This window comes from Corynebacterium breve (genome assembly GCF_030252165.1).
Lineage (GTDB): Bacteria > Actinomycetota > Actinomycetes > Mycobacteriales > Mycobacteriaceae > Corynebacterium > Corynebacterium breve.
In genome coordinates, this window is record NZ_CP126969.1 from 1,872,906 (window position 1) to 1,897,039 (window position 24,134).

Here is a 24,134-nt window from a genome sequence, read left to right on the forward strand (position 1 = left end):
CCCCCTTATTACGATGAAAGTCATGTCCCATAACCTCGACCGCACCCAAGAACTGATCATAAAATCCCTGGATACCCGCCCCTTGATCGATCCAGAAGAAGAAGTAAACAAACGTGTGACTTTTCTCGCGGATTACCTAGCGGCAACGGGCACCAAAGGCTACGTGCTCGGGATCTCTGGCGGACAAGATTCCACCTTGGGTGGAAAACTTGCCCAGCTTGCAGTGGAAAAGCGACGCTCCCAAGGTGCAGACGCAGTCTTTTACGCTGTCCGGCTCCCCCATGGCGTGCAGTTTGACGAGGACGACGCCCAAGCAGCCCTGGACTTTATCAAGCCTGACAAGCGCGTTACCGTCAACATCGAGCCAGCCACCACCGCAATGGACTCAGCCGTAGCAGCAGCGTTGGGCACCGATGAACTCAACGACTTTAACAAGGGCAACATCAAGGCACGCCAGCGCATGATCGCTCAATACGCCATCGCCGGCGAATACGGACTACTAGTCCTAGGCACCGACCACGCGGCAGAGAACATCACTGGCTTCTTCACTAAGTTCGGCGACGGTGCCGCTGACATCATGCCGCTGGGAGGCCTCAACAAACGCCAAGGTGCCCAGCTACTTGCCTACCTCGACTGCCCACCCGAGCTCTACGCCAAGGTTCCCACCGCAGACCTGGAAGACGACCGTCCAGCGCTTCCCGACGAAGAGGCGCTCGGAGTAACCTACGAGCACATCGACGACTATCTCGAAGGCAAGGAGGTGCCCGTTGCGGCACGCGAGCGCCTAGAACACCTCTGGCGCATCGGCCAGCACAAGCGTCACCTTCCCGTCGAACCTACCGACCAGTGGTGGCGCGACTAGCCAAGCAGCGCTAACGTACGCTGCGCTGCCTGCACCAGCTCGCCGGCGTATCCACTGCCATGTGTCAACGTGTGCACGGCCAGCGGGTGCAGCTGGTGAATGGGAATCCGGGCGCGCCAATCGTCGCTAAGTTCGCCACGTGACTGGTAGCCTGCAACGATCTCCTCAAAGTATGGTGCCCCGAACAATGCCAGCATCGCGATGTCCGTGAGCGCGTGCCCACCGTGTGCCGCCGGGTCGATGAAGTGCGGGCCATCGGGGCCAAACAAGAGATTCCCAGCCCACAGATCGCCATGAATCCTCGACACGGGTGCAGACTGCCCCTCCGCAAGCAGCGCTTGGCACGCCTTATCGACGACCGCGTATCCGGCTTCATCGAGCGTCCCGCGGCGAAGCGCCTGAGATGCGAAAGGCAGCACCCGTTGGTGGACGTAGAAATCGGCCCAGTTGGTCGTCGGCACGCAATCTTGCTGCACTCGGCCGATGAAGTTGGGCCCCTCCCACCCTGCTGGGGGCGCTCCGAACGCCGTTGCACCGGTGGCATGGACTTGTGCCAGCTCTACGCCGGCACGAAAAGCCGCCTCGGGAGTGGGGCGGGCGGACGGGATACGTGGGATCGTCAGCGTGTTGGCATCGTCGTCGACTGCGAAGACTTCGACCACGCACTCGGAGCCTTCGCGCAGCCAGGCTAAGCCAGCTGCCTCCGCTGCGGCCGCGTGTGGGCTAGTGCCAGTTTTTGTAAACGTCGAAGCTGCCATGTGGCCAGGATACGTGCGGGATTGGACGAAGACATGAAAAAGACCCCGAGCTGGTGCCGTGTTACCTGGCCCAATTCGAGGTCTTCGCGGGGTGGAGCATAGGGGATTTGAACCCCTGACCCCCACAATGCCATTGTGGTGCGCTACCAACTGCGCCAATGCCCCAAGTCTTGGAAGTATGAAATTGATCGAGTGGAGCATAGGGGATTTGAACCCCTGACCCCCACAATGCCATTGTGGTGCGCTACCAACTGCGCCAATGCCCCGCGTCAACTTGTGTGCCTACCTATGGCCACTTGTTTTGCGACTTTGAACACTATACCCCGCCGGCGAAACGCCCTCCAAATCGCGAAAATCCCCTGACACGAAACGCTGAGGCATCCGTGTCAGGGGATTGACCAGTTGTTTTACGGCAGTGCAGTCTCGTTAACCCAGTTCTGCATCTTCTCGCCTTCAAGATCCTCACCATCGACGAGAACACGTGGGGAGGAAACCGAACCGGTCTCCCTATCCAAGAAGTCGTAGTTGACCTGGCCAACGGACTTGGCTTCTTCGAGGTAATCGCCGTTGATGATAGCGTCGACAGTCTTGCTTTCGACGCCGAAGTTCTTAGCAAGGTCAGCGAACTCCTCATTGGACCACTTGTTGTAGACCTCTGCCTGCTGCGCCATCATGGTGTCGCGGAAGTTCCAGTAAGCCTCCGCGTCGCCGGAATCAGCGATCGCGAGCGCCGCAGCCAGAATCTTGGTCGAGTTACCCTCGGAGCCGCGGTCCAGGAAGTTCAGGGGGCGGATCTCGGCCTGCAACTTTCCTTCCTGGATCTTCTCAAGCATGTCCGCGTCGGTTGCTTGAGAGAGTTCAGCACAATAAACACAGGAGAAGTCTTCGAAAACCGAACCGGAAGGCAAATCCTCCGCACCATCTTCTGCGATGAGGTGGATGGTGCCCTCTTCCTTGTTGTATTCCATCGCAACGCCCTCGACGGGCGTCATGTTCTCGGCTAGCGCTTCCGCTTTCTCACTCCGGCTGTTGTAGACGAAGATGCCGATAACCACTGCCGCGATTACAACGACAGCAACGATTGCCCAAATAAAGCCAGCGCTGCTGCTCTGATTCGGGTTTTGAACCTTCTTGCTCATTTATATTTCACCTTGCGCAATTCGAGGAGTAGATACGTTAATTATAGGTTTAAGGGTAAATCGCCCACCGCTTGAAGGGGCGATAGATCATGAACGCCGTCATCACCACGTACACCGCGTCACGCAGTAGCGTTAAGAGGTAATCCATACCGCCTTCGGATTGCGCTGGGTTGAAGCAACCACAGTCGATCACGAGTCCGCGCGACCACGCTTGGCTGATTCCGATCATAAATAGCGCCAGCACGACTAGTGACACGATCCCTGCTGGGCGAATCCACAAACCTGCCAGCAACAAGAGACCACCGGCGATTTCGAGTGGCCCGATGAGCTGGGCCAGGATGTTCGACCAATACGGGGTGAAAATCTCATAGGCTTCGATCGTCTGGGTCATCACCATGTGGTTGCCCAGCTTGGTCGCGCCTGCATAAACCCACGCACCACCGAGGATAAACCGGCACAGCGCCGCGATAATGTCGAGGATTCGATCCTTCTTGGTCTCCGGATTCGTCTCCGGTTTCTCATCCAAGAAGACTTCAGATCCAGCGTTCTGGCTACTGTTACTTTCCATCGTGGTCACCCAGAAAACTCTAGCCGACGTCTCGTAATCGCAACATTCCACACGCTGTGAACTCCCTGGAAGGTTACATGTCAACTATTGTGTTCTTCCAGGGAGCCCCTGTTTCGGCCCGAATGGCAGGCGTATCTTACTGACCCAAAACTGCGGAAACTACCTCTTGAGCTTCCTTCTGGACCTGCGCCAGGTGCTCCTCGCCCTTGAAGGATTCCGCGTAGATCTTGTACTTGTCCTCAGTGCCAGAAGGACGCGCCGCAAACCATGCGCTCTCGGTGGTAACCTTCAGGCCACCGATCGGTGCATCGTTGCCCGGCGCGTTCGTCAGCTTGGCGACGATCGGCTCTCCAGCAAGCTCAGTCGCGGTCACATCATCAGGCGAGAGAGCCTTGAGCTTTGCCTTCTGCTCACGGTTCGCCGCCGCATCGGTACGAGCGTAGGACGGCGCGCCGAATTCCTGCGCCAGTTCCGCGTAACGCTGAGATGGAGTCTTGCCGGTCTTCGCGGTGATCTCTGCCGCGAGCAAATCAAGAATAAGACCGTCCTTGTCGGTCGACCAGACGGTGCCGTCAAGTCGAAGGAAGGACGCGCCTGCGGACTCCTCGCCACCGAATCCCACGGAGCCATCGATCAAGCCAGGGACGAACCACTTGAACCCAACTGGCACCTCGACGAGCTTCTTACCCAGCGATGCGACCACGTTGTCAATCATGGAAGAAGACACCAGGGTCTTGCCCACCGCTGTGCCCTCGCCCCAACCTGGGCGGTTAGCAAAGAGGTACTCGATTGCTACTGCCAGGTAGTGGTTCGGGTTCATCAGACCGTGATCCGGGGTGACGATTCCGTGGCGGTCAGCATCCGCGTCGTTGCCAGTTGCAATGTCGTACTTGTCGCGGTTGTGGATCAGGGACGCCATCGCGTTCGGGCTGGAGCAGTCCATGCGGATCTTGCCGTCGGTATCAAGAGTCATGAAGCGCCAGGTGGCGTCGACAAGCGGGTTAACCACGGTGAGGTTCAACTTGTGTGCCTCCGCGATTGCGCCCCAGTAGTCCACGGATGCGCCGCCCATTGGGTCTGCGCCGATGGAGAGGCCGGATTCGCGGATTGCTGCGATATCGACAACGTTGGGCAGATCGGCCACGTAGTTGTCCATGAAGTTGTGCTTGGTCGCACGGTCATCCAGTACGCCGGTCACCGGGGTGCGCTGAACGCCGTCCAGGCCCTTCTGCAGATACTCGTTTGCGCGTGCTGCGATCCAATCGGTGGCGTCGGTATCCGCAGGGCCACCTGATGGCGGGTTGTACTTGAACCCGCCATCGCGTGGCGGGTTGTGGGACGGGGTGATCACGATGCCGTCGGCACGCTTTGGATCGGTGCCGGTTACTCCCCCATCCAGCTTCGCATTATGAGCCAGGATCGCGTGCGAGACCGCTGGGGTTGGGGTGTAGCGACCGCGGTCGTCGACAAGCACTGCGATGTCATTAGCAAAGAGAACCTCGAGCGCGGAGACCATTGCAGGCTCGGAAAGCGCGTGCGGATCGCGACCCACGTAAACAGGGCCACCGATGTTGTTGTCACGGCGGTAATCGACGATTGCCTGGGTGGTTGCCCAAATGTGCTGCTCATTGAATGCGTTGTCTAGCGAGGATCCACGGTGGCCGGAGGTACCAAACGCCACTTGTTGGTCAGGGTTGTTCGGATCGATGTCACGGGTGTAGTAAGCGGTAACCAATTCGGCGATATCGATGAGATCTTCCGGTTGTGCAATTTGACCTGCGCGTTCGTGTGCCATGACTCTGCTCCTTGGGCAATGATGGGGATCTGTGGTTCCAGATGGTTGGGTCACAAAAAGTGCTCTCTTCCCATTTTGGTCGCTTTTCCTACTTTTATCCACGGAAGCGGGTGATCCGCGCGCAGCTCACCCCAGATCACTCCCCCGATTCGCTATTGAGATCCGAGTGATACGTCGCCCCACCCTCATGAGGGGGTGCCATTAGTGCCACCAGTCGACATTAATTGTTGATGTGGCCTACGGCACACTACGTTTTTTCACATGGTTGAGTCATTAAATAGCGTCTTGGGTGCCATGTCCTCCTTCGTGTGGGGACCGTGGCTTTTGATCCCACTTCTTTTGGGCACCGGTCTGTTCCTCACTTTCCGCCTGTCCGGCATCCAGTTCCGCACGCTGGGCCGCGCCATGCGCCACGCGTTTGTAGACAACGATCGCGAATCCGGCGAAGGCGATATCTCCAACTACCAGGCACTAACTACCGCACTCGCCGCCACCGTTGGTACCGGTAACATCGTCGGCGTTGCCACCGCAATCAGCATCGGTGGCCCAGGCGCACTGTTTTGGGTCTGGTTCACCGGCCTAGTCGGCATGGCCTCTAAGTACACCGAGGCGTATCTTGGTGTGCGCTTCCGCACCACCGATGCCAACGGCGAACAGGCTGGCGGCCCGCAGGAGTACCTGCGTCGCGGCATTCCTGGCCCAACCGGCCAGATCCTCGCTTTTTCCTTCACCGTCTTCGCCGTCATCGCCTCGTTTGGCATCGGCAACTTGACTCAGGGCAACTCCGTGGCAGCGGGCATGGAAGACACGTTCGGCGTCGATCCATGGATCTCCGGCATTATCATGTTCGTCGCTGTCGGCGCGACCTTGCTCGGTGGAATCCAGGCGATCGGTAAAATCACCGCTGCGTTCGTACCACTGATGATCTTCGTTTACGTCACCGGTGGCCTCATCGCGCTGGCCCTGATGGCAGGAGAAATCCCGGCCGCCCTGGGACTCATCTTCACCGACGCATTCACTGGAACCTCCGCTGCTGGAGGCTTCGTCGGAGCCGCCATCATGACCGTTGTTCGCTACGGTGTCGCCCGCGGTATCTTCTCCAACGAATCCGGCATGGGTTCCGCTGCGATCGCTGCAGCCGCTGCGAAGACTTCCCACCCCACCCGCCAGGCGTTGGTCTCCATGACCCAGACCTTCATCGACACCATGATCGTCGTCTCCATCACCGGCCTAGTCATCGTCACCTCCGGCGTCTGGGATCAGGGCGCCGACCACGCTGCAACGATGACCGCGGCAGGCTTCTCTTCCGTCCTCGGCGAGCAATGGGGCGGAACCATCGTCTCCGTCTCGCTGATCTTCTTCGCGTTTTCCACCATCATCGGCTGGTCATACTACGGCGAGCGTTCCATCATCTCCCTGCTGGGTCAGTGGGCATCCCTGCCGTACCGCCTGTTCTTCACCATGGTCGTTTTCATCGGCGCAACCACCGAGCTCGAGCTCGCTTGGACCTTCTCCGACTTGGCAAACGGCCTCATGGCACTGCCAAACCTCATCGGTCTCCTGATCCTTTCTGGATTGGTCGCCCGCGAAACCCGCGAGTACCTCAAGTTCGACCCGAAGCTCAACCGCTCCCCTGAAGAGGTCCGCGCGTTCGTCGAAAAGCAGCAGATGGACTGGAAGTAAGATCATGTAAGTGATCAACGCCCAAGCAAAAGAAGGCCTGCTCGTAGGTGCCGGCGCCGCTCTCGGCGCCTTGGCACGCTACGGGCTTTCTTTATTCTCCGCCCCGCTTATCGACGACCTCTGGGCCACGCTCACCATCAACATCCTCGGCTGCTTCGCCATGGGGCTGCTGCGCCCCGGCGCTTTTTGGGGCACCGGAGTCCTCGGCGGCTTTACAACTTTCTCCGCCATGGCGCTCGTCGCCTCCCAATCAAGCGCACCGAGCGCCGCGAGCATCGTGATATTGACGTTTGTTGCCTGCACAGGCGCATTTTTGCTTGGCGACGAAGCCTACCGCCGAGGCAGGACCCTATGACCGCGGTGCTGGCCGTTGTCACGGTGGTCGCCGGCGGGTTCCTCGGAGGTTTAGGACGCTGGGCGTTGGCGAAGATCCCCGGTGAGTTCGTCGGAACCTGGACAGCAAACATGGTGGCCTGCGTAATCCTCGGTGTGGCAATCACCGGGCCCGGAATAGTCCCACTGGCGCTGGGGACAGGTTGCGCAGGCGCGCTGTCCACGTGGTCAACGCTTGCCAAGCAGTTCGGTGAATTGGTTCTTGCCCGTCGATGGACAATGCTTGCCACCTACTTTGTTGCGACGATGGCCGTCGGCATGGTTGCGGCATGGCGTGGGACGATTTGGGGCGCACGAATTTGGGGCTACCTGTAGTTGAATTAGTCAGCAATCGCGTCCAGTGGCGGAGTTTTGGCTGCGCGACGCGCCGGCCACAGCGCCGCGAGTACTCCGATTGCCACCGAACCAATCAGCATTATGACCAATAGGGTCCATGGAATCGTGATGGTTTCAAGGCCAGAATCGCCTAGGACGGTGAGGAAGGCCCACCCCAAGCCGAGCCCGATTGCCATGCCGATGACGGTACCGAATACCGCGATCTGGACGGATTCAAGGATAATCATCGTCTGGATCTGCCTGCGCTGAGTTCCTACTGCCCGTAGCATGCCGATTTCTTGGCGTCGCTCAATCACCGAAAGGGTCAGGGTGTTGACGATGCCTAGGATCGCGATGACGATTGCTAACGCTAGCAGCGCATACAGAATCGACAGCATTTGGTCGACCGCTACTGACGCCAAGCCGGACATTTCCTCGGTGCTGCGTACCTGCACCACGATGAAATCCTTCACCGCAGCCTCGAGGTTTGCGCGCAAAGTATCGTCGTCGACGCTGCCGTCATTGTTCACTCCGACCATCATGATCGACGACATTTGCGGCCGCACTAGTTCCTGAACTGCATCGTAGGACACCAGGTAGCTCGGAAATACCGGAGATTCGGTGAAGATGCCGCCAACGGTGAGCTGCAATGTTTCCGTGCTCACTGCGGGGGCGGAAAGCTCTACGGTGTCGCCCACGTTCCAGCCTTGGGCATCTGCCACTCCACGCGGAGCAATGATTGTGTTGCCTGTGAGGTCCGCCGTGCCTTCTTCGACTTCTAGGGCAATCAGTTGGCTCGGGTCCCCGCTCATCACGTCTGTGGTGCTGTGGGGTCCAGCTTGGTAGGCAAATTGTCCATTGACAGCCACTGGGGCCTGTGCGTAAAACACGACGTTGTCCACGCCACTGGTCCCGCGGATTGCTTCCGGCACGTCGTTGGGCACAGGGAACCCGCCGGAATCAGGGCCAGATAGAACATAATCGGCGCTGATGTCGTTTTCTACGAGACTGGAGATCGAGGCTTTTGTCGTCGCGCCGAACATGCCGATCGCGGTGACCAAAGCGATGCCCAATGTCAACGCGAAAGCTGTGGCTGAAGTGCGCCGTGGATTGCGCTTGGAGTTGGTCGCAGCCAATCGGCCGACCGCGCGGAAAGGCAAACCGATTAGCGCACCAAACGTCGGCACCAGCGGCAGCGAGAGCGCAGGACCCGCGAGGAAAACGCCAATAACTACCGCGACAGTAGCCACACCAATGAGTGAAGCGCGGTTCCCAGTCGAACCGTCTTCCCAGAACATCGCCCCGGCGGTCAGTGCTACGCCGACTGCGATGAGCACGATGCCGAAGATGGTGCGCTTTTTCAACGGCTGCGGCGATGAAGATTCGGTCGATCGCATAGCCTCAACGGGCTCGACTTGGCCAGCACGGCGCGCAGGGGTCCAAGCCGAAATCACTGTGACAAGAGTGCCTACCACCATCGGCACAGCAACCGCGCTAGTGGATAATCCCAACCCGGAATCAGGCAGTGGGGTTCCGAAAGCGGCGAGCAGCATTTTGATGCCGGCCACAAGTCCCACACCAGCAGCCACGCCGAGCGCTGAGCCAATCAAGCCCACGATGATGGATTCCCCCACCACCGAACGCGTAATCTGGCCTTTCGCAGCACCCAGTGCACGCAACAGAGCAAATTCTTTGGATCGCTGCGCAACGATCATCGAGAATGTATTCGCGATCAAGAACGTTCCCACCAGCAAGCCAACGAGGCCGAACGCAATCAAGAAGTAGTTGACAAAACTCAGCGCCTCTTCGATGGATTTCGAAGCATCGTCGGCTAGCTTTTGGCCAGTTTCCACGCGCATATCGGGGTAGGCCTGTGACAAATGCGTCACCAGCTCTTCCGCCTCGGTGCCCTCCGCGGCAGCAACCGACAACGACGGTAAGAAAATTCCGTCGGTAAACGCTTCGATGTAGTCCGGCTCAGCCATGCGTAAATTCAGCGAGCTGCCTTGGTCCAGGTCATCGTCGTAAAGCCCGACAACAGTGGCCTCGCGTTGCGTCGCCGGATCAACGATGATGATGCGCTGGCCAACACTGAGATCAAACTTGTCTGCGGCCTTCTTGTTCGCAATAACCTCTTCAGGGCCGGCTGGAGCGCTGCCTTCAACCAACTCGACAGCCTTACCGACGACCGCGTCACCGGAATAATACGTTGTCACCGTCGAAGCGCCACCGCCGGTTTGGAAAGCTTCGCGGTCCTCGTTGGCCACAACGACCGTGGTCGACCCAGCAATGTTGACATTTGCAACCTCGGGATCGGCAATCACTTGGTCGACAACATCGCGGGGCACTCCCGGATTGCCCTGTCCAGGCTCCACCACGACATCGACGCCCTTGTACGCATTGTTTACGGCCGAGTCGAAAGTGTTCGACAAGGAATTTGTAAACATGAACGAGCCGGCGATAAACGCCGTGCCCAACACCACGGCGAGGACGGTCAATGCCAGGCGAAGCTTATGTGCCGCAATATTTCTCAGCGACACCTTTCGCATCGTAGAAGCCATTACTGATCGAATCCCGCCATCAAGGCCAAGATGGAGTCAATGGTTGGATCACGAAGCTCGCTTACGATTTGACCATCGGCAAGGAAAATCACGCGGTCGGCATAAGACGCGGCACGCGCATCATGGGTCACGATGACCACGGTCTGGTCGTCGTAATCGACAGCATGACGCAAGATATCAAGCACCTCACGCGACGAGTTTGAATCAAGGTTACCCGTGGGCTCGTCGCCAAAGATGATCTCGGGTCGGGAAACTAGCGCTCGGGCACAGGCCACACGCTGCTGCTGTCCACCCGACAACTCCGCCGGACGGTGATTCAAACGGCGAGTCAAGCCAAGGCGATACGTGATCTCGTTAAACCACTTCTGGTCAATCTTTTGACCAGCAATATCTGAAGGGAGAGTAATGTTTTCCGCCGCCGTCAAAGTAGGCACCAGGTTAAAAGACTGGAAGATGAAGCCAAGGCGGTCGCGACGTAGTTTGGTCATCGCCTTGTCGTCGAGACGCGTCAAATCGGTATCGCCGATGAAAGCCGAGCCGGAAGTCGCCGAATCCAGCCCTGCCATCGTGTGCATAAGCGTCGACTTACCAGAGCCTGAGGGCCCCATGATCGCGGTGAACTCGTTGCGTCCGAACTCAACAAACACATGATCAAGCGCAACAACCGCGGTCTCGCCTTCGCCGTACTGCTTGTACAAAGCAATAGCGCGCGCGGCGATGTCCTCAGGTTCGTCTTCTACGGCACGATGTCTCCCCATGATGGTGCAACTCCCTTGAACTATCTGTTTCGTACATGGTACTTTGCTCCTCCGACATTGGGACATTCACCGGGGAGGACTACCCCCTGCCTGGCCTTTTACTCGACAGCTGCAAGCGGGTGCGTCCTCGCGGCCTTCTGTGCCGGGGCGATAGCGGCGATCATGCCTACAACCAGGGCACCGGCAACGAGTATGGCCAACTGTCCCCAAGGGATCAACAGGCGGTCGAGGCCATCGTCGCTAAGCACGCTGACGAATACATAACCCAACCACACGCCTAGTCCTGTGCCGGCGAACGCTCCAAGCAATGCGATGCCTGCAGACTCCAGCGTGATCATCCGGCGCATCTGACCCCTTTGCATGCCCACGGCTCGCAGCATGCCGAACTCGTGGCGGCGCTCCGTGATCGATAGAGCCAGCGTGTTGATAATTCCTAGCACCGCAATGATTACCGAAAGGGCAAGCAATGCATACACGATTGCAAGCAAGCCGTTGACTTGCGTCGCACCACCCTCGCGGAACTCTGCGCGGTCCATGACCTGCAGCACTTCATAAGGCGAGACGGTGTCTTTGAGCTTGTTCAGGGCCGCCTGAGTGTCCACGCCGTCGTTGAAAGTGACGTAGGTTTGCTGCCGCATCCACATGGACTCTTCGGGGACTAATTCGCGGACCGTAGCCGCCGAAACCGACATGCTGGTGTATGTGCTTTCGTCGTCCCAGGTCACTACCAATGGAACGCTAATCGGCTCGGGGTGCATCGGCGATTCCGCTTGGACCATGTCGCCGATTTTCACGCCCTGCTCTTCCGCGTAGCTAGTGCGCATGCCAACACCTGGTTTCGCAGCAAGATCCTCAAACGATCCGCCCGTGACCTCGATAGCAAGAGCCACCGTAGGGTCGCTTTCTGCAACCGTGGTCACTTGATTAGTCCCGTCCGAAGTAGCGCCCTTGCCGTTTACCGTAACGGGGGCCCAAGTCGTGGTCAGCGTGCCAGCGACTTCGTCCATCGCCTCGATGTCCTCTAGTGCCCCCTTCGGGTACTCCTGGTTAGGCATGTACCCGGTTGACACAACCGCATCCGCGATCAAGTACTGGTCGATGGCGCCGAAGACTGAGTTCTTCATGGTCGCGCCCAGGATTCCGACCGTGGACACGAGAGTTACTCCCAGCATCAACGCAAACGCCGTCGAGGCGGTACGCCGTGGGTTGCGCGCGAGGTTCGTTCCAGCGAGAGTCACCACTGCGTTCTTCGTCGGAGGCGACTTGCTAAATACTGCCCGAACGACCCAAGCCGACAACAGCCACCACCCCAGAACCAACCCGACTGCGCCCGCGCCCAGCAGGGACGCACGAACGGCGGTGGTGTCGTCGACAAGCAATGCTGCACTGGTCAAGGCGAGCCCTACGAGGAAGAGCAGAACACCGGTTAGCGAACGCGCTTTCAGCGGTTGAGCGGTAGATTGATCGCCTGAGCGCATCGCTTCGACTGGGCGGATGGACCCTGCGCGACGGGCTGGTGCCCATGCTCCCCAGATAGTCACGCCCACACCAACCAGGATGGGAATTACCGTCGATTTCCAGTCCAATCCGATACCGGCGTTAGGAAAGCCCAATCCACCCTGTTCAATGCCCCAAACGATTGCTGCAACCAGACCCATACCGAGCAGGATTCCGAAGAAGGATCCCACGAGCCCGATGATCGCTGCTTCCATCACCACTGAGCCGGTTAACTGCTTCCGCGAGAGGCCAAGTGCGCGCAGCAAGGCGAAATCCCTGGTGCGTTGCGCGACAATCATTGAGAACGTATTAGAGATGATAAATGTGCCCACCAGCAATGCAATGAGGCCGAACCCAAGCATTATGTAGGATACGAACGACAGTTGCTTCCGCAGCCCCTTCGATTCCTCCTTCATTGCGGCTTCGCCCGTGCGCACCTGGGTGTCGGGAAGCTTCGACTGCACTTGGGTGGCAAGCTCCTCCGCGGTTGTGCCCTCCGCAGCTTTCAAGCTAAACGACGATGCTGTATCCCCTACAGCAAATTCGCGCCAGTACTGGCTGGCAGGAATCTGGATGCCCGCCCAGTCGCCGACCGACATCCCCATTTCAGAAATCGCATCGATGGTGATCTCGCGACGACCTTCACGATCAATGATCTCGACCTTGTCTCCAACGCCAACTCCGTATTGTTCAGCCGTCGAAGAGTTCAGTGTTGCGTGGTTCGGCTGCGTCGGCTCATGCCCATCCACGATGCGTTCGTCCAAGAAGCCGACGCGTTCATTGGCACCCACGTAAGGAATCACCCACGCCCCGGCGCCGCCCGTCTGCACGGGCTCGTCATCGACAATCAAGACAATGCTTTGCTGGTCCAAGGCCTCAACTTTGGCGACTTCTTTCATCTGCTCCAGCTCCGGCAATATCTCACCTCGCACGAGCGGGACTGGCCCCTCGGAGCTCACAGTGACGTCGACCCCTTCGTAGCCCGCCTTCAATATTTCGTCGAACGCCTTGGACAGCGAAGCCGTCAAAATAAAGCCACCAGCAACGAAACTCGTCCCCAAGACCACCGCGATCACCGACAGTATCAGTCGCGTGACATTCGATTTAATGTTCTTCCAACTAAGGAAAACGAGTATGTTGTCCATTACTGATCAAACCCCGCCATCACAGCCAAAATGTCTTCTGTCGTTGGATCTGCAAGTTCGTGAACAAGTTTCCCGTCCGCCAGGAAAATGACCCGATCCGCATAGCTCGCGGCCATCGCGTCATGTGTCACGATGACAACTGTCTGTCCCATTTCATCCACAGAGTTGCGTAACAGAGTCAAAACCTCAGTCGATGCGTTCGAGTCCAAGTTGCCGGTCGGCTCGTCGCCAAAGATGACCTCAGGCTTGCCGACGATCGCCCGTGCACACGCCACGCGCTGCTGTTGACCGCCGGAGAGCTCAGCCGGACGGTGGTCCAACCGATCAGCGATGCCAAACCGTCGAGTGACTTCGTCAAACCATGCGGCGTCAGTTGCCTCGCCAGCAATTCTTGCAGGCAAAGTGATGTTCTCCTCGGCGGTTAGTGTGGGCACCAAATTGAACGACTGGAAAATAAAACCGATTCGATCGCGTCGCAGAGCAGTCATCTCACCATCGTTGAGCTGCGACAAGTCAGTCGTGCCGAGATACGTTTGACCGCTGGTTGGTTCATCTAATCCGGCCATGCAATGCATCAAGGTCGACTTCCCCGAGCCGGACGGCCCCATGATCGCGGTGAACTTACCCTCCTCCAAGTCAACAGTGACGCCGTCTAGCGCATGCACGGCGGTATTTCCTTCGCCGTATGTCTTGCGGAGGTCGATTGCACTGGCTGCAGCACGGGAGTTTGATGATTCAGAGATTGGAGAGATAGAGGACGGCATGGCGGATCCTTTGCGGAGCAGAAGTGAGGTCACATTCGTTGAAACCTTCTACCTCAATTGTCTCTAGAAGCGCACACTTTCCGCATCAGGTATCAACCTGATCTTCGTCTCAGTCCATCTACGGGAAAACCCTGAGGTGTGTGGGGGTGATGGTTCGTTGCGGTGATCGCACCCGTACAACGGTGCCCGTTTCAGGTGGTGTCGGTACCCCGGCAGGTGGTAAAACGTGCATGACTGTTCAGACACCGTGCCCCCCTTTGACCGCTACCACCGTACAGTGGTGCCCGTTTCAGGTGGTGTCGGTACCCCGGCAGGTGGTAAAACGTGCATCATTGTTCACCACCACACCACCCGGGCACCACGACAAGAAAAAGGAGGGCACATTCCCCCCACACCCCCAAGCACCCACCACACACAGCAGGGGCGCTCACACGGGGTGTGGGAAGAACATACCCTCCACACACAAACACTATTCAATTATCCTATTTACATATAGGCCGGCGGTAACTTACTCTCCCACACCCTCCCAGGTGCAGTACCATCAGCGCGGGCGGGCTTAGCTTCCGGGTTCGGAATGGGACCGGGCGTTTCCCCGCCGCCATCAACCACCGACACACCTAAAAACGGCACATCGATCAATCCAGCGAACAAGTGGACCACACAACACACACCACACAACGCGGTGCATGCCATGCACATAATCATTTAGATGCGCCTGACACGTATTGTGTCAGACACTGCACAGTGGACGCGAACACCAAACCTAATCAGTGATCAAACAATATTTTTTCGCTGCATCACCACACACAAAAGTGCGGGTATGTGTTTGTCGGCATATTAGTACCAGTCACCTCCACACCTTACGATGCTTCCAGATCTGGCCTATCAACCCCATAGTCTCTAGGGAACCTCAAAAGAAACCTCATCTCAAAACAGGCTTCCCGCTTAGATGCTTTCAGCGGTTATCCCTCCCGTACGTAGCCAACCAGCTATGCCCTTGGTAGGACAACTGGCACACCAGAGGTACGTCCGTCCCGGTCCTCTCGTACTAGGGACAGCCTTCTTCAAGTTTCAACGCGCGCGGCGGATAGAGACCGAACTGTCTCACGACGTTCTGAACCCAGCTCGCGTGCCGCTTTAATGGGCGAACAGCCCAACCCTTGGGACCTACTCCAGCCCCAGGATGCGACGAGCCGACATCGAGGTGCCAAACCATCCCGTCGATATGGACTCTTGGGGAAGATCAGCCTGTTATCCCCGGGGTACCTTTTATCCGTTGAGCGACACCACATCCACAAGTAGGTGCCGGATCACTAGTCCCGACTTTCGTCCCTGCTCGACCTGTCAGTCTCGCAGTCAAGCTCCCTTGTGCACTTACACTCACCACCTGATTGCCAACCAGGCTGAGGGAACCTTTGGGCGCCTCCGTTACATTTTAGGAGGCAACCGCCCCAGTTAAACTACCCACCAGGCACTGTCCCCAACCCAGATCATGGGCCAAGGTTCAGGTATCCAATACAGTCAGAGTGGTATTTCAACAACGACTCCACCACCACTAGCGTGGCCGCTTCACAGTCTCCCACCTATCCTACACAAACCGCATCGAACACCAATACCAAGCTATAGTGAAGGTCCCGGGGTCTTTTCGTCCTGCCGCGCGAAACGAGCATCTTTACTCGTACTGCAATTTCACCGGGCCTGTGGTTGAGACAGCAGGGAAGTCGTTACGCCATTCGTGCAGGTCGGAACTTACCCGACAAGGAATTTCGCTACCTTAGGATGGTTATAGTTACCACCGCCGTTTACTGGGGCTTAAATTCTCCGCTTCGAACACAAAGTCCTAACAGGTCCTCTTAACCTTCCAGCACCGGGCAGGCGTCAGTCCGTATACATCAACTTCAACGTCTTCGCACGGACCTGTGTTTTTGATAAACAGTCGCTTCCCTCTATTCTCTGCGACCACCACACGCTCAACAAAGAAAATCTGATCACATGCGATGGTCCCCCTTCTCCCGAAGTTACGGGGGCATTTTGCCGAGTTCCTTAACCACAGTTCACCCGACCGCCTTAGTATTCTCTACCTGACTACCTGTGTCGGTTTAGGGTACGGGCCGTCCACGCACTCGCTAGAGGCTTTTCTCGACAGCATAGGATCACCAACATCACCCCAAAGGGCTACGCATCACGCCTCACACAAAAAAGCACCGGATTTACCAAGCACTCGTGCCACACGCTTACACCACACACCATTAGGTGGCTCGGCTACCTTCCTGCGTCACCCCATCACTGAACTACTACAGATCAGGCCCTACGCACGCACCAACCACACACCCGAAGGCACATGATCAGATTATGGGTAGTTAGTATCACTGCCTCACTCTTGAACGCACATGAACGGGTACGGGAATATCAACCCGTTAACCATCGACTACGCCTGTCGGCCTCGCCTTAGGACCCGACTCACCCTGGGAAGACGAACTTGACCCAGGAACCCTTAGTCATTCGGCGGATAAGATTCTCACTTACCACTCGTTACTCATGCCTGCATTCTCACTCGCACACAGTCCACACCCCCTCACGGTAATGCTTCACCCCATGCACGACGCTCCCCTACCCAATACAAAATATTGCCGCGGCTTCGGCGGTGTACTTGAGCCCCACTACATTGTCGGCGCAGAACCACTCGACCAGTGAGCTATTACGCACTCTTTCAAGGATGGCTGCTTCTAAGCCAACCTCCTGGCTGTCTTCGCGATCCCACATCCTTTTCCACTTAGTACACCCTTAGGGGCCTTAACCGGCGATCTGGGCTGTTTCCCTCTCGACTACGAAGCTTATCCCCCGCAGTCTCACTGCCATGCAACACTTCACCGGCATTCGGAGTTTGGCTGACATTGCTAAGATAATAGTCCCGCTCAACCAACCAGTAGCTCTACCTCCGGCAAGCTAACACAACGCTGCACCTAAATGCATTTCGGGGAGAACCAGCTATCACGGAGTTTGATTGGCCTTTCACCCCTACCCACAACTCATCCCCTCAGTTTTCAACCTAAGTGGGTTCGCGCCTCCACAAAGTCTTACCTCTGCTTCACACTGGCCATGGGTAGATCACCCCGCTTCGGGTCCAGGACATGCCACTGAAACACACAAATTTAGTATTCGCTTTCGCTACGACTACCCCACACGGGTTAACCTCGCGACATGCCGCTGACTCGCAGGCTCATTCTTCAAAAGGCACGCCATCGCACATAAGAAGTGCTCTGACGGATTGTAAACACACGGTTTCAGGAACTATTTCACTCCCCTCCCGGGGTACTTTTCACCATTCCCTCACGGTACTATCCGCTATCGGTCACACTAAGTATTCAGGCTTACCGGGTGGTCCCGGCAGATTCACAGCAGATTCCACGAGCCCGCTGCTACTCGGGACAACAACAACACACACAACCACGCCTTCATGTACAGGACTCTCACCTTGTTCCGTAGGCCATCCCAGACCACTTCCACTAACGCTTCGCGCACGCTCCAGGTCAACAGCCCTGAACAGTTGCATCCCACAACACCACACACGCAACCCCTGTCAGGTATCACACGCATACGGTTTAGCCATCATCCACGTTCGCTCGCCGCTACTAGCAGAATCATTACATTATTTTCTCTTCCTACGGGTACTGAGATGTTTCACTTCCCCGCGTCACCCCCACACCGACTATGAATTCACCGGCAGGTAACACCACATAACTGGTGCTGGGTTTCCCCATTCGGACATCCTCGGATCAACGCTTAGTTGGCAACTCCCCGAGGCATAACGCAGCCTCACACGTCCTTCATCGGCTTAGCATGCCAAGGCATCCACCATGTGCCCATAAAAAACACACACAACCACCAACAAACAGTCAATGGATGAACACAACAAACAAAAAACACAAAAAAGAATAAAGATGCTCGCGTCCACTATACAGTTCTCACACAACACAACCACCACACGGAAGCAACCACACAACACGATCACCCCACGACATGACAGTCACACACAAGGACAATGCTGCCCCAGACACCCAACAGCGCACCAACATACCCCACACCACGACACAACACCGCAGCATGCACATTCATGGAAAGACATCTAACCCAGCATGCACCCGAACACACAACAACGCGTATCGGTATGCCTCCACCCGGATTTTTAAAAAAACACAGCAGCAACACATCCGGTCACTTAACTGCCTTCACCAACAACTGTTGATGGAAAAAACAAACTCCTTAGAAAGGAGGTGATCCAGCCGCACCTTCCGGTACGGCTACCTTGTTACGACTTCGTCCCAATCGCCGATCCCACCTTCGACAGCTCCCTCACAAGGATAGGCCACTGGCTTCGGGTGTTACCAACTTTCATGACGTGACGGGCGGTGTGTACAAGGCCCGGGAACGTATTCACCGCAGCAATGCTGATCTGCGATTACTAGCGACTCCGACTTCATGGGGTCGAGTTGCAGACCCCAATCCGAACTGAGGCCGGCTTTGTGCGATTAGCTCCACCTCACAGTGTCGCAACGCGCTGTACCGACCATTGTAGCATGTGTGAAGCCCTGGACATAAGGGGCATGATGATTTGACGTCATCCCCACCTTCCTCCGAGTTAACCCCGGCAGTCTCTCATGAGTCCCCACCATCACGTGCTGGCAACATAAGACAAGGGTTGCGCTCGTTGCGGGACTTAACCCAACATCTCACGACACGAGCTGACGACAACCATGCACCACCTGTATACAAGCCACAAGGGAAACCATATCTCTATGGCGATCTCATATATGTCAAGCCCAGGTAAGGTTCTTCGCGTTGCATCGAATTAATCCACATGCTCCGCCGCTTGTGCGGGCCCCCGTCAATTCCTTTGAGTTTTAGCCTTGCGGCCGTACTCCCCAGGCGGGGCGCTTAATGCGTTAGCTACGGCACAAGAAACGTGGAAGTCCCTCACACCTAGCGCCCACCGTTTACAGCATGGACTACCAGGGTATCTAATCCTGTTCGCTACCCATGCTTTCGCTCCTCAGCGTCAGTCACTGCCCAGAGACCTGCCTTCGCCATCGGTGTTCCTCCTGATATCTGCGCATTTCACCGCTACACCAGGAATTCCAGTCTCCCCTACAGCACTCAAGTTATGCCCGTATCGCCTGCACTCCCGGAGTTAAGCCCCGGACTTCCACAGACGACGCGACAAACCACCTACGAGCTCTTTACGCCCAGTAATTCCGGACAACGCTCGCACCCTACGTATTACCGCGGCTGCTGGCACGTAGTTAGCCGGTGCTTCTTATCTAGGTACCGTCACTTACGCTTCGTCCCTAGCGAAAGGAGTTTACAACCCGAAGGCCGTCATCCCCCACGCGGCGTCGCTGCATCAGGCTTCCGCCCATTGTGCAATATTCCCCACTGCTGCCTCCCGTAGGAGTCTGGGCCGTATCTCAGTCCCAATGTGGCCGTACACCCTCTCAGGCCGGCTACCCGTCGACGCCTTGGTAGGCCATTACCCCACCAACAAGCTGATAGGCCGCAAGCTCATCCCGTACCGCAAAAGCTTTCCACTTACGTGAATATCCGGTATTAGACCCAGTTTCCCAAGCTTATCCCGAAGTACAGGGCAGATAACCCACGTGTTACTCACCCGTTCGCCACTCGAGTACCCTGCAAGCAGGGCCTTTCCGTTCGACTTGCATGTGTTAAGCACGCCGCCAGCGTTCATCCTGAGCCAGGATCAAACTCTCCACAAAAACATTTCAGAAGAAACATCAAGCAAAAAGCCCGAAAACCCAACCAAAACAACACTGACAAACAACAAAAAATATCATTCGCCAATTGTCCAAAAAATTACAAAACAACACTGACCCCCATCCCTTGACGAGGAACAAAACAAAGGGCCAGCAAACAATCATCAACAAACTAAAAAGTCCATCAACAAAAACAAAAATAAAATGTCTTCATTCACAAACCAGTCCGCAACAATCATGCATCTTGTACCGCTATCAAAAAACAACACGCACCCCACGAAAAAGCACGCATCACCGGCACACACCCACCACACAACCCCACAACAGGATCACGCAGCCGGCACACACAAAAGCCACACACCAATCCACAAACAAAAGTACATTGGCACACTATCGAGTTCTCACACAACATTGACACACCCACCACAATTAACCCACGGTTAACCTCACGGAAGGCAGCCCGCAACACCCCCAGCCCCACAAACACGCAGAACCAGAAACATCACAATTTTGATTGACCAGCGGTAGTTTTCCTGACCACCATCTCACCAGACCCGATACACTCGGTACATCTCGGCGGGGCGTTGTCGGTCTCGCTGACTCACATAAAGTTACACACAACCAACCAACAACACAAACCCCCAGGCCAAGGCACTAAAATGACTAGTCAGTCAGTCGCACAATATTGGCACCCAAGGCGTTGAGTCGCTCAACAAACTTCGGGTAGCCGCGATCGATGTGATAGACATCGTGCACCGTGGTTTCACCGTCAGCAACAAGGCCGGCAAGGACTAGGCCAGCCCCCGCACGGATGTCGGAAGCCCAGACATCGGTCGAAGACAAGGTATCGACACCACGAAGCACAACATGGTGGCCGTCAACAGTTGCGTCGGCGCCGAGGCGCAGCATCTCGTCGACAAAGCGGAAGCGTGACTCGAAGACGTTCTCGGTGATCACGCTGACGCCGTCGGCGATGGTAGCGATCCCGATTGCCATCGGCTGCAAATCAGTCGGGAAACCTGGGAACGGCAGGGTCTGGTAATCCACTGCCTTCGGCCGAGAGTTCATGCGCACTCGGAACCCTTGTTCGTAAGTTTCAACTTCGGCTCCCGCAATCTTGAGCTTTTCCAGCGCAAGATGCAGGTGACGTGGTGCGATCCCACCGACAGTAATGTCGCCTTGTGTCATAGCGGCTGCGTAGGCCCAGGTACCTGCCACAATGCGGTCGCCGATCACGGTGTGTGTGGTTGGTTCCAGCTTGGAAACGCCTTCAATAGTCAAGGTGGAGGTGCCGGCACCAGAAATGCGCGCACCCATGGAATTGAGCATGTCGCACAGGTCCATGATTTCGGGTTCGCGCGCAGCGTTATCCAAAGTAGTAGTGCCTTCAGCAAGGACGGCCGCTGCGAGAATGTTCTCGGTCGCTCCCACCGAAGGGAAGTCAAGGCTGATTTCAGCGCCAACAAGTTTGTCCGCACGGGCGACAACAGCGCCGTGCTCGATATGGGTGGTGGCGCCGAGTTTCTCCAGGCCGGATTGGTGCATGTCAAGAGGGCGAGAACCGATCGCGTCGCCCCCTGGCAGAGCAACGATCGCTTCGCCGCAACGGGCGGTCAATGGCCCGAGCACTGCGACAGACGCACGGAACTGTCGCACAGCGTCAAAGTCGGCGCGAGAAGAAACGACGGCCGGGGTGTTGATGGTTACGGTTGGTCCGTCGATAGTGACAGAACAGCCCAAGCCCTCAAGCACGTCTTTCATCAGAGGGACATCGAGGATCTCTGGGCAGTTATTGAGAGTGGTCGTGCCCTCCGCGAGAAGGGACGCAGCCATCAACTTCAGGACACTGTTCTTAGCCCCATCGACTCTTACGGAGCCTTCGAGTCGGGCTCCACCTGTTACAAGGAAACGATCTTTCACATTCCCCAGGGTACCCAACTTGGACTAAGGCAGCGCGCCAATGCGCCGAGCTGCATTGACAGCCTCATAACGGGTGTGTGCGCCGAGCTTACGCATGACGCTTCGCAGATAAGATTTCACAGTTTCCGCGCCGATGCCCATCTCTTCAGCTGCTTCGACGTTGGTGTGCCCCAGTGCAACGCACGACAGAACATCGAGTTCACGTGCAGAAAGCTTGGTCGACTGCTTCACGCGTACCGGCGAGACCATCTGGTCGCAGAGCTGCTCAAGCTCCTTGCGCAATGTTTCGTCTTCGACCCGATTGGCCAGCATGCGCAGCTTCGAGTGCGTGGAGCGCACCTGTTCCCACTCCGCACCATTCATAACGCGGCCAGTTTTTGCGCCGGTCTTGCCGCCCTCGGTTCGTCGCAAAGCAGAATTCACAGCCAGATCTTGCTCAAGGGTGCGGGCAGTCATGGTGACTTCCTCGATGACCTTATCTCCAAGGCGGACTGGCGAATGCACCCCCACATAAAGCACACCACGGATCTCCCGCTGCACGATCACTGGCACAGCGACGATTGAATGCAGGCCTTCGTCCTGGATCGCACGGTCATATTCGTGGGAGATCACGTTCGCGCGGGCGTAGTCGGAAACGCCGACCGCACGGCGCGTGGCAACGACACGACCCCCCACACCAGCACCCTGGTCGATGATGAGATTTTGCAACGCGGGGGTACGAAGCCCAATCCACTGTGTCACCTGCAGACGGTTGTCTGCCAACAGTGTGCCGTACATCGTTACCGGGATCCCTGTAGCGGTCTTCAGAGACGTTAGAGCTGCGCGGATAGCGTCATCGTCGTCTTTGATCCGTTGCGAATCCATTTTCTCTCCTGTCGACTACCACCCCGTTAGAGGGCACCCGCTGGGGGGCACCCACAACGTGGGCCTGCTTAAACACATACGCATCATACCCTGATTTTGGGGGTAGGGAAAAGTCAACTCGCTAATTATTTCCGCCGAGCAAACCGCTCGGTTCACACCGGACAAGCCACCACCCCCAAGTTACCCCCGAAAAAATCTGCACCCACCTGCTAAAACACACCTGTCTACCCCCTCCATACTGAACGGTCTACTTGTCCGGTGTACAGTAGCCGTCAAGCATTGCGGATCGCTCCGCAAGAGGCATAGATAAGAGAAAATCACTAGAAAAGGAGCACACCCTTCCATGGCAAAGGTGTATGACAACATCCTCGAAACAATCGGCAACACCCCACTGGTCGAGCTGAAAGGCATCACCGAAGGTGCTGGCGCTCGCGTCTTAGCAAAGCTGGAGTTCTTCAACCCGGCGAACTCGGTCAAAGACCGCATCGGCAAGGCCATCGTCGACGCTGCAGAAGCATCCGGGGATCTCAAGCCAGGCGGCACCATTGTCGAGGCGACATCGGGCAACACCGGTATCGCATTGGCACTCGCAGGAGCGGCACGCGGATACAAGGTCATCTTGACCATGCCCGAAACCATGTCCAATGAGCGCCGCGTCGTGCTCCGCGCATTCGGCGCCGAGATCATCCTGACCCCCGGTTCCGCAGGCATGCAGGGAGCAGTGGACAAGGCGAACGAGCTCGTCGAAACCACTGACAACGCCATCCTCGCGTCCCAGTTTGAAAACCAGGCCAACCCAAAGATTCACTACGAGACCACTGGACCAGAAGTCTGGAACGACACCGACGGCCAGGTAGACATCCTCGTTGCAGGTGTGGGCACCGGCGGCACCATCTCCGGCGCCAGCAAGTACCTCAAGGAGCAGAAGGCTGATTTCAAGGCTGTCGCAGTCGAACCTGCGGCTTCCCCACTTCTGTCCACCGGCCAGGCAGGCGCGCACAAGATTCAGGGCCTCGGCGCAAACTTCATCCCGGGAACCTTCGATCGCAACGTCGTCGATGAAATCCTCACCGTTTCCAACGAGGACGCGATCTCCACTTCCCGCGCGCTCGCGGTGAAGGACGGCATCCTCGGTGGCATCTCTGCCGGCGCAAACGTCAAGGCGGCTCTCGAGCTGGCCAACCGTGAGGAAAACAACGGCAAGACCATCGTCGTTATCATTCCTGACTTCGGCGAGCGCTACGTCTCCACCATCCTCTACGAGGACATCCGCGACTAATCGCAGGCTTAACGACGACCGCCCCTTCCCACACAGAAATGTCGTGGGAAGGGGCGGTTTTGTCG

At 56.9% G+C, this 24,134-nt stretch carries 15 protein-coding genes, 2 tRNA genes and 3 rRNA genes; 5 read left to right on the forward strand and 15 right to left on the reverse strand.

Annotated features, from left to right (window positions below; genetic code table 11):
- The first annotated feature begins 13 nt into the window (after positions 1 to 13).
- Complete coding sequence (gene nadE / locus QP027_RS09140; protein WP_284824254.1) at positions 14 to 862, forward strand: NAD(+) synthase; 849 nt, start codon at positions 14 to 16, stop codon at positions 860 to 862.
- Here the strand turns inward: nadE and QP027_RS09145 are convergent.
- The 6 genes from QP027_RS09145 to pgm all read right to left on the reverse strand — a co-directional run bounded on the left by QP027_RS09145 (position 859) and on the right by pgm (position 5,122).
- Positions 859 to 1,620 (reverse strand): fructosamine kinase family protein, encoded by a 762-nt coding sequence (locus tag QP027_RS09145; RefSeq protein WP_284824256.1) that lies wholly within the window; start codon positions 1,618 to 1,620, stop codon positions 859 to 861. The two genes, nadE and QP027_RS09145, sit on opposite strands and share 4 nt — an antisense overlap.
- Before the next feature lie 92 nt (positions 1,621 to 1,712).
- Positions 1,713 to 1,785: transfer RNA gene (locus QP027_RS09150), tRNA-Ala, on the reverse strand.
- Positions 1,786 to 1,813: 28 nt separating this feature from the next.
- Positions 1,814 to 1,886 (reverse strand) — tRNA-Ala (locus tag QP027_RS09155).
- 141 nt (positions 1,887 to 2,027) lie between these two features.
- Positions 2,028 to 2,759: a DsbA family protein gene (locus tag QP027_RS09160; protein WP_284824258.1), complete on the reverse strand. Its 732-nt coding sequence runs from the start codon at positions 2,757 to 2,759 to the stop codon at positions 2,028 to 2,030.
- A 49-nt stretch (positions 2,760 to 2,808) separates the two neighbouring features.
- Entirely contained in the window at positions 2,809 to 3,327 is a 519-nt protein-coding gene (locus tag QP027_RS09165) for a MauE/DoxX family redox-associated membrane protein (RefSeq protein WP_349293192.1), read from the reverse strand.
- A gap of 136 nt (positions 3,328 to 3,463) precedes the next feature.
- Complete coding sequence (pgm, locus tag QP027_RS09170; protein WP_284824262.1) at positions 3,464 to 5,122, reverse strand: phosphoglucomutase (alpha-D-glucose-1,6-bisphosphate-dependent); 1,659 nt, start codon at positions 5,120 to 5,122, stop codon at positions 3,464 to 3,466.
- A 261-nt stretch (positions 5,123 to 5,383) separates the two neighbouring features.
- Between pgm and QP027_RS09175 the strand changes: the two genes are divergently transcribed.
- From QP027_RS09175 to QP027_RS09185, 3 genes are read left to right on the forward strand one after another with little or no spacing between them, the layout of a single operon-like run.
- Complete coding sequence (locus tag QP027_RS09175) at positions 5,384 to 6,805, forward strand: alanine/glycine:cation symporter family protein (protein WP_284824265.1); 1,422 nt, start codon at positions 5,384 to 5,386, stop codon at positions 6,803 to 6,805.
- 10 nt (positions 6,806 to 6,815) lie between these two features.
- Positions 6,816 to 7,160 carry a fluoride efflux transporter family protein gene (locus QP027_RS09180; RefSeq protein WP_284824267.1) on the forward strand — a complete coding sequence of 115 codons (345 nt, stop codon included), beginning with the start codon at positions 6,816 to 6,818 and terminating at the stop codon, positions 7,158 to 7,160.
- Entirely contained in the window at positions 7,157 to 7,513 is a 357-nt protein-coding gene (locus tag QP027_RS09185) for a FluC/FEX family fluoride channel (protein WP_284824268.1), read from the forward strand. Before QP027_RS09180 ends, QP027_RS09185 begins: the two co-directional genes overlap by 4 nt.
- A gap of 5 nt (positions 7,514 to 7,518) precedes the next feature.
- On the opposite strand, the gene QP027_RS09190 is transcribed toward QP027_RS09185, so the two are convergent.
- The 9 genes from QP027_RS09190 to ramA all read right to left on the reverse strand — a co-directional run bounded on the left by QP027_RS09190 (position 7,519) and on the right by ramA (position 22,790).
- On the reverse strand, positions 7,519 to 10,074 hold the full coding sequence (locus tag QP027_RS09190; protein ID WP_284824270.1) for an ABC transporter permease: 2,556 nt from the start codon (positions 10,072 to 10,074) through the stop codon (positions 7,519 to 7,521).
- Complete coding sequence (locus QP027_RS09195; protein WP_284824272.1) at positions 10,074 to 10,832, reverse strand: ABC transporter ATP-binding protein; 759 nt, start codon at positions 10,830 to 10,832, stop codon at positions 10,074 to 10,076. The genes QP027_RS09190 and QP027_RS09195 overlap by 1 nt, the downstream gene beginning before the upstream one ends.
- A 98-nt stretch (positions 10,833 to 10,930) precedes the next feature.
- The gene (locus tag QP027_RS09200; RefSeq protein ID WP_284824274.1) at positions 10,931 to 13,474 is read right to left on the reverse strand and encodes an ABC transporter permease; all 2,544 of its coding nucleotides are present in this window, start codon (positions 13,472 to 13,474) and stop codon (positions 10,931 to 10,933) included.
- Positions 13,474 to 14,238, reverse strand: coding sequence for an ABC transporter ATP-binding protein (locus tag QP027_RS09205; RefSeq protein WP_284824276.1), 765 nt, complete (start codon positions 14,236 to 14,238; stop codon positions 13,474 to 13,476). The genes QP027_RS09200 and QP027_RS09205 overlap by 1 nt, the downstream gene beginning before the upstream one ends.
- 495 nt (positions 14,239 to 14,733) lie before the next feature.
- A 5S ribosomal RNA gene (rrf, locus tag QP027_RS09210) occupies positions 14,734 to 14,851 on the reverse strand.
- 203 nt (positions 14,852 to 15,054) lie between these two features.
- Positions 15,055 to 18,118, reverse strand: a 23S ribosomal RNA gene (locus tag QP027_RS09215).
- Between the two features lie 387 nt (positions 18,119 to 18,505).
- A 16S ribosomal RNA gene (locus tag QP027_RS09220) occupies positions 18,506 to 20,009 on the reverse strand.
- The 16S, 23S and 5S rRNA genes sit together here, the layout of an rRNA operon.
- Positions 20,010 to 20,669: 660 nt before the next feature.
- Positions 20,670 to 21,926 carry a UDP-N-acetylglucosamine 1-carboxyvinyltransferase gene (murA, locus tag QP027_RS09225; RefSeq protein WP_284824278.1) on the reverse strand — a complete coding sequence of 419 codons (1,257 nt, stop codon included), beginning with the start codon at positions 21,924 to 21,926 and terminating at the stop codon, positions 20,670 to 20,672.
- Between the two features lie 24 nt (positions 21,927 to 21,950).
- Positions 21,951 to 22,790, reverse strand: a complete 840-nt coding sequence (ramA, locus tag QP027_RS09230; RefSeq protein ID WP_284824279.1) for an acetate metabolism transcriptional regulator RamA — start codon at positions 22,788 to 22,790, stop codon at positions 21,951 to 21,953.
- 343 nt (positions 22,791 to 23,133) lie between these two features.
- On the opposite strand from ramA, the gene cysK reads away from it, so the two are divergent.
- The gene (gene cysK, locus QP027_RS09235) at positions 23,134 to 24,069 is read left to right on the forward strand and encodes a cysteine synthase A (protein ID WP_284824280.1); all 936 of its coding nucleotides are present in this window, start codon (positions 23,134 to 23,136) and stop codon (positions 24,067 to 24,069) included.
- Positions 24,070 to 24,134: the final 65 nt, after the last annotated feature.

Coding starts and splice junctions, on each gene's coding strand:
- nadE (WP_284824254.1), top strand. CDS start 14: ATGAAAGTCATGTCCCATAACCTCGACCGCACCCAAGAACTGATCATA.
- QP027_RS09145 (WP_284824256.1), bottom strand. CDS start 1,620: ATGGCAGCTTCGACGTTTACAAAAACTGGCACTAGCCCACACGCGGCC.
- QP027_RS09160 (WP_284824258.1), bottom strand. CDS start 2,759: ATGAGCAAGAAGGTTCAAAACCCGAATCAGAGCAGCAGCGCTGGCTTT.
- QP027_RS09165 (WP_349293192.1), bottom strand. CDS start 3,327: ATGGAAAGTAACAGTAGCCAGAACGCTGGATCTGAAGTCTTCTTGGAT.
- pgm (WP_284824262.1), bottom strand. CDS start 5,122: ATGGCACACGAACGCGCAGGTCAAATTGCACAACCGGAAGATCTCATC.
- QP027_RS09175 (WP_284824265.1), top strand. CDS start 5,384: ATGGTTGAGTCATTAAATAGCGTCTTGGGTGCCATGTCCTCCTTCGTG.
- QP027_RS09185 (WP_284824268.1), top strand. CDS start 7,157: ATGACCGCGGTGCTGGCCGTTGTCACGGTGGTCGCCGGCGGGTTCCTC.
- QP027_RS09190 (WP_284824270.1), bottom strand. CDS start 10,074: ATGGCTTCTACGATGCGAAAGGTGTCGCTGAGAAATATTGCGGCACAT.
- QP027_RS09195 (WP_284824272.1), bottom strand. CDS start 10,832: ATGGGGAGACATCGTGCCGTAGAAGACGAACCTGAGGACATCGCCGCG.
- QP027_RS09200 (WP_284824274.1), bottom strand. CDS start 13,474: ATGGACAACATACTCGTTTTCCTTAGTTGGAAGAACATTAAATCGAAT.
- QP027_RS09205 (WP_284824276.1), bottom strand. CDS start 14,238: ATGCCGTCCTCTATCTCTCCAATCTCTGAATCATCAAACTCCCGTGCT.
- ramA (WP_284824279.1), bottom strand. CDS start 22,790: ATGGATTCGCAACGGATCAAAGACGACGATGACGCTATCCGCGCAGCT.
- cysK (WP_284824280.1), top strand. CDS start 23,134: ATGGCAAAGGTGTATGACAACATCCTCGAAACAATCGGCAACACCCCA.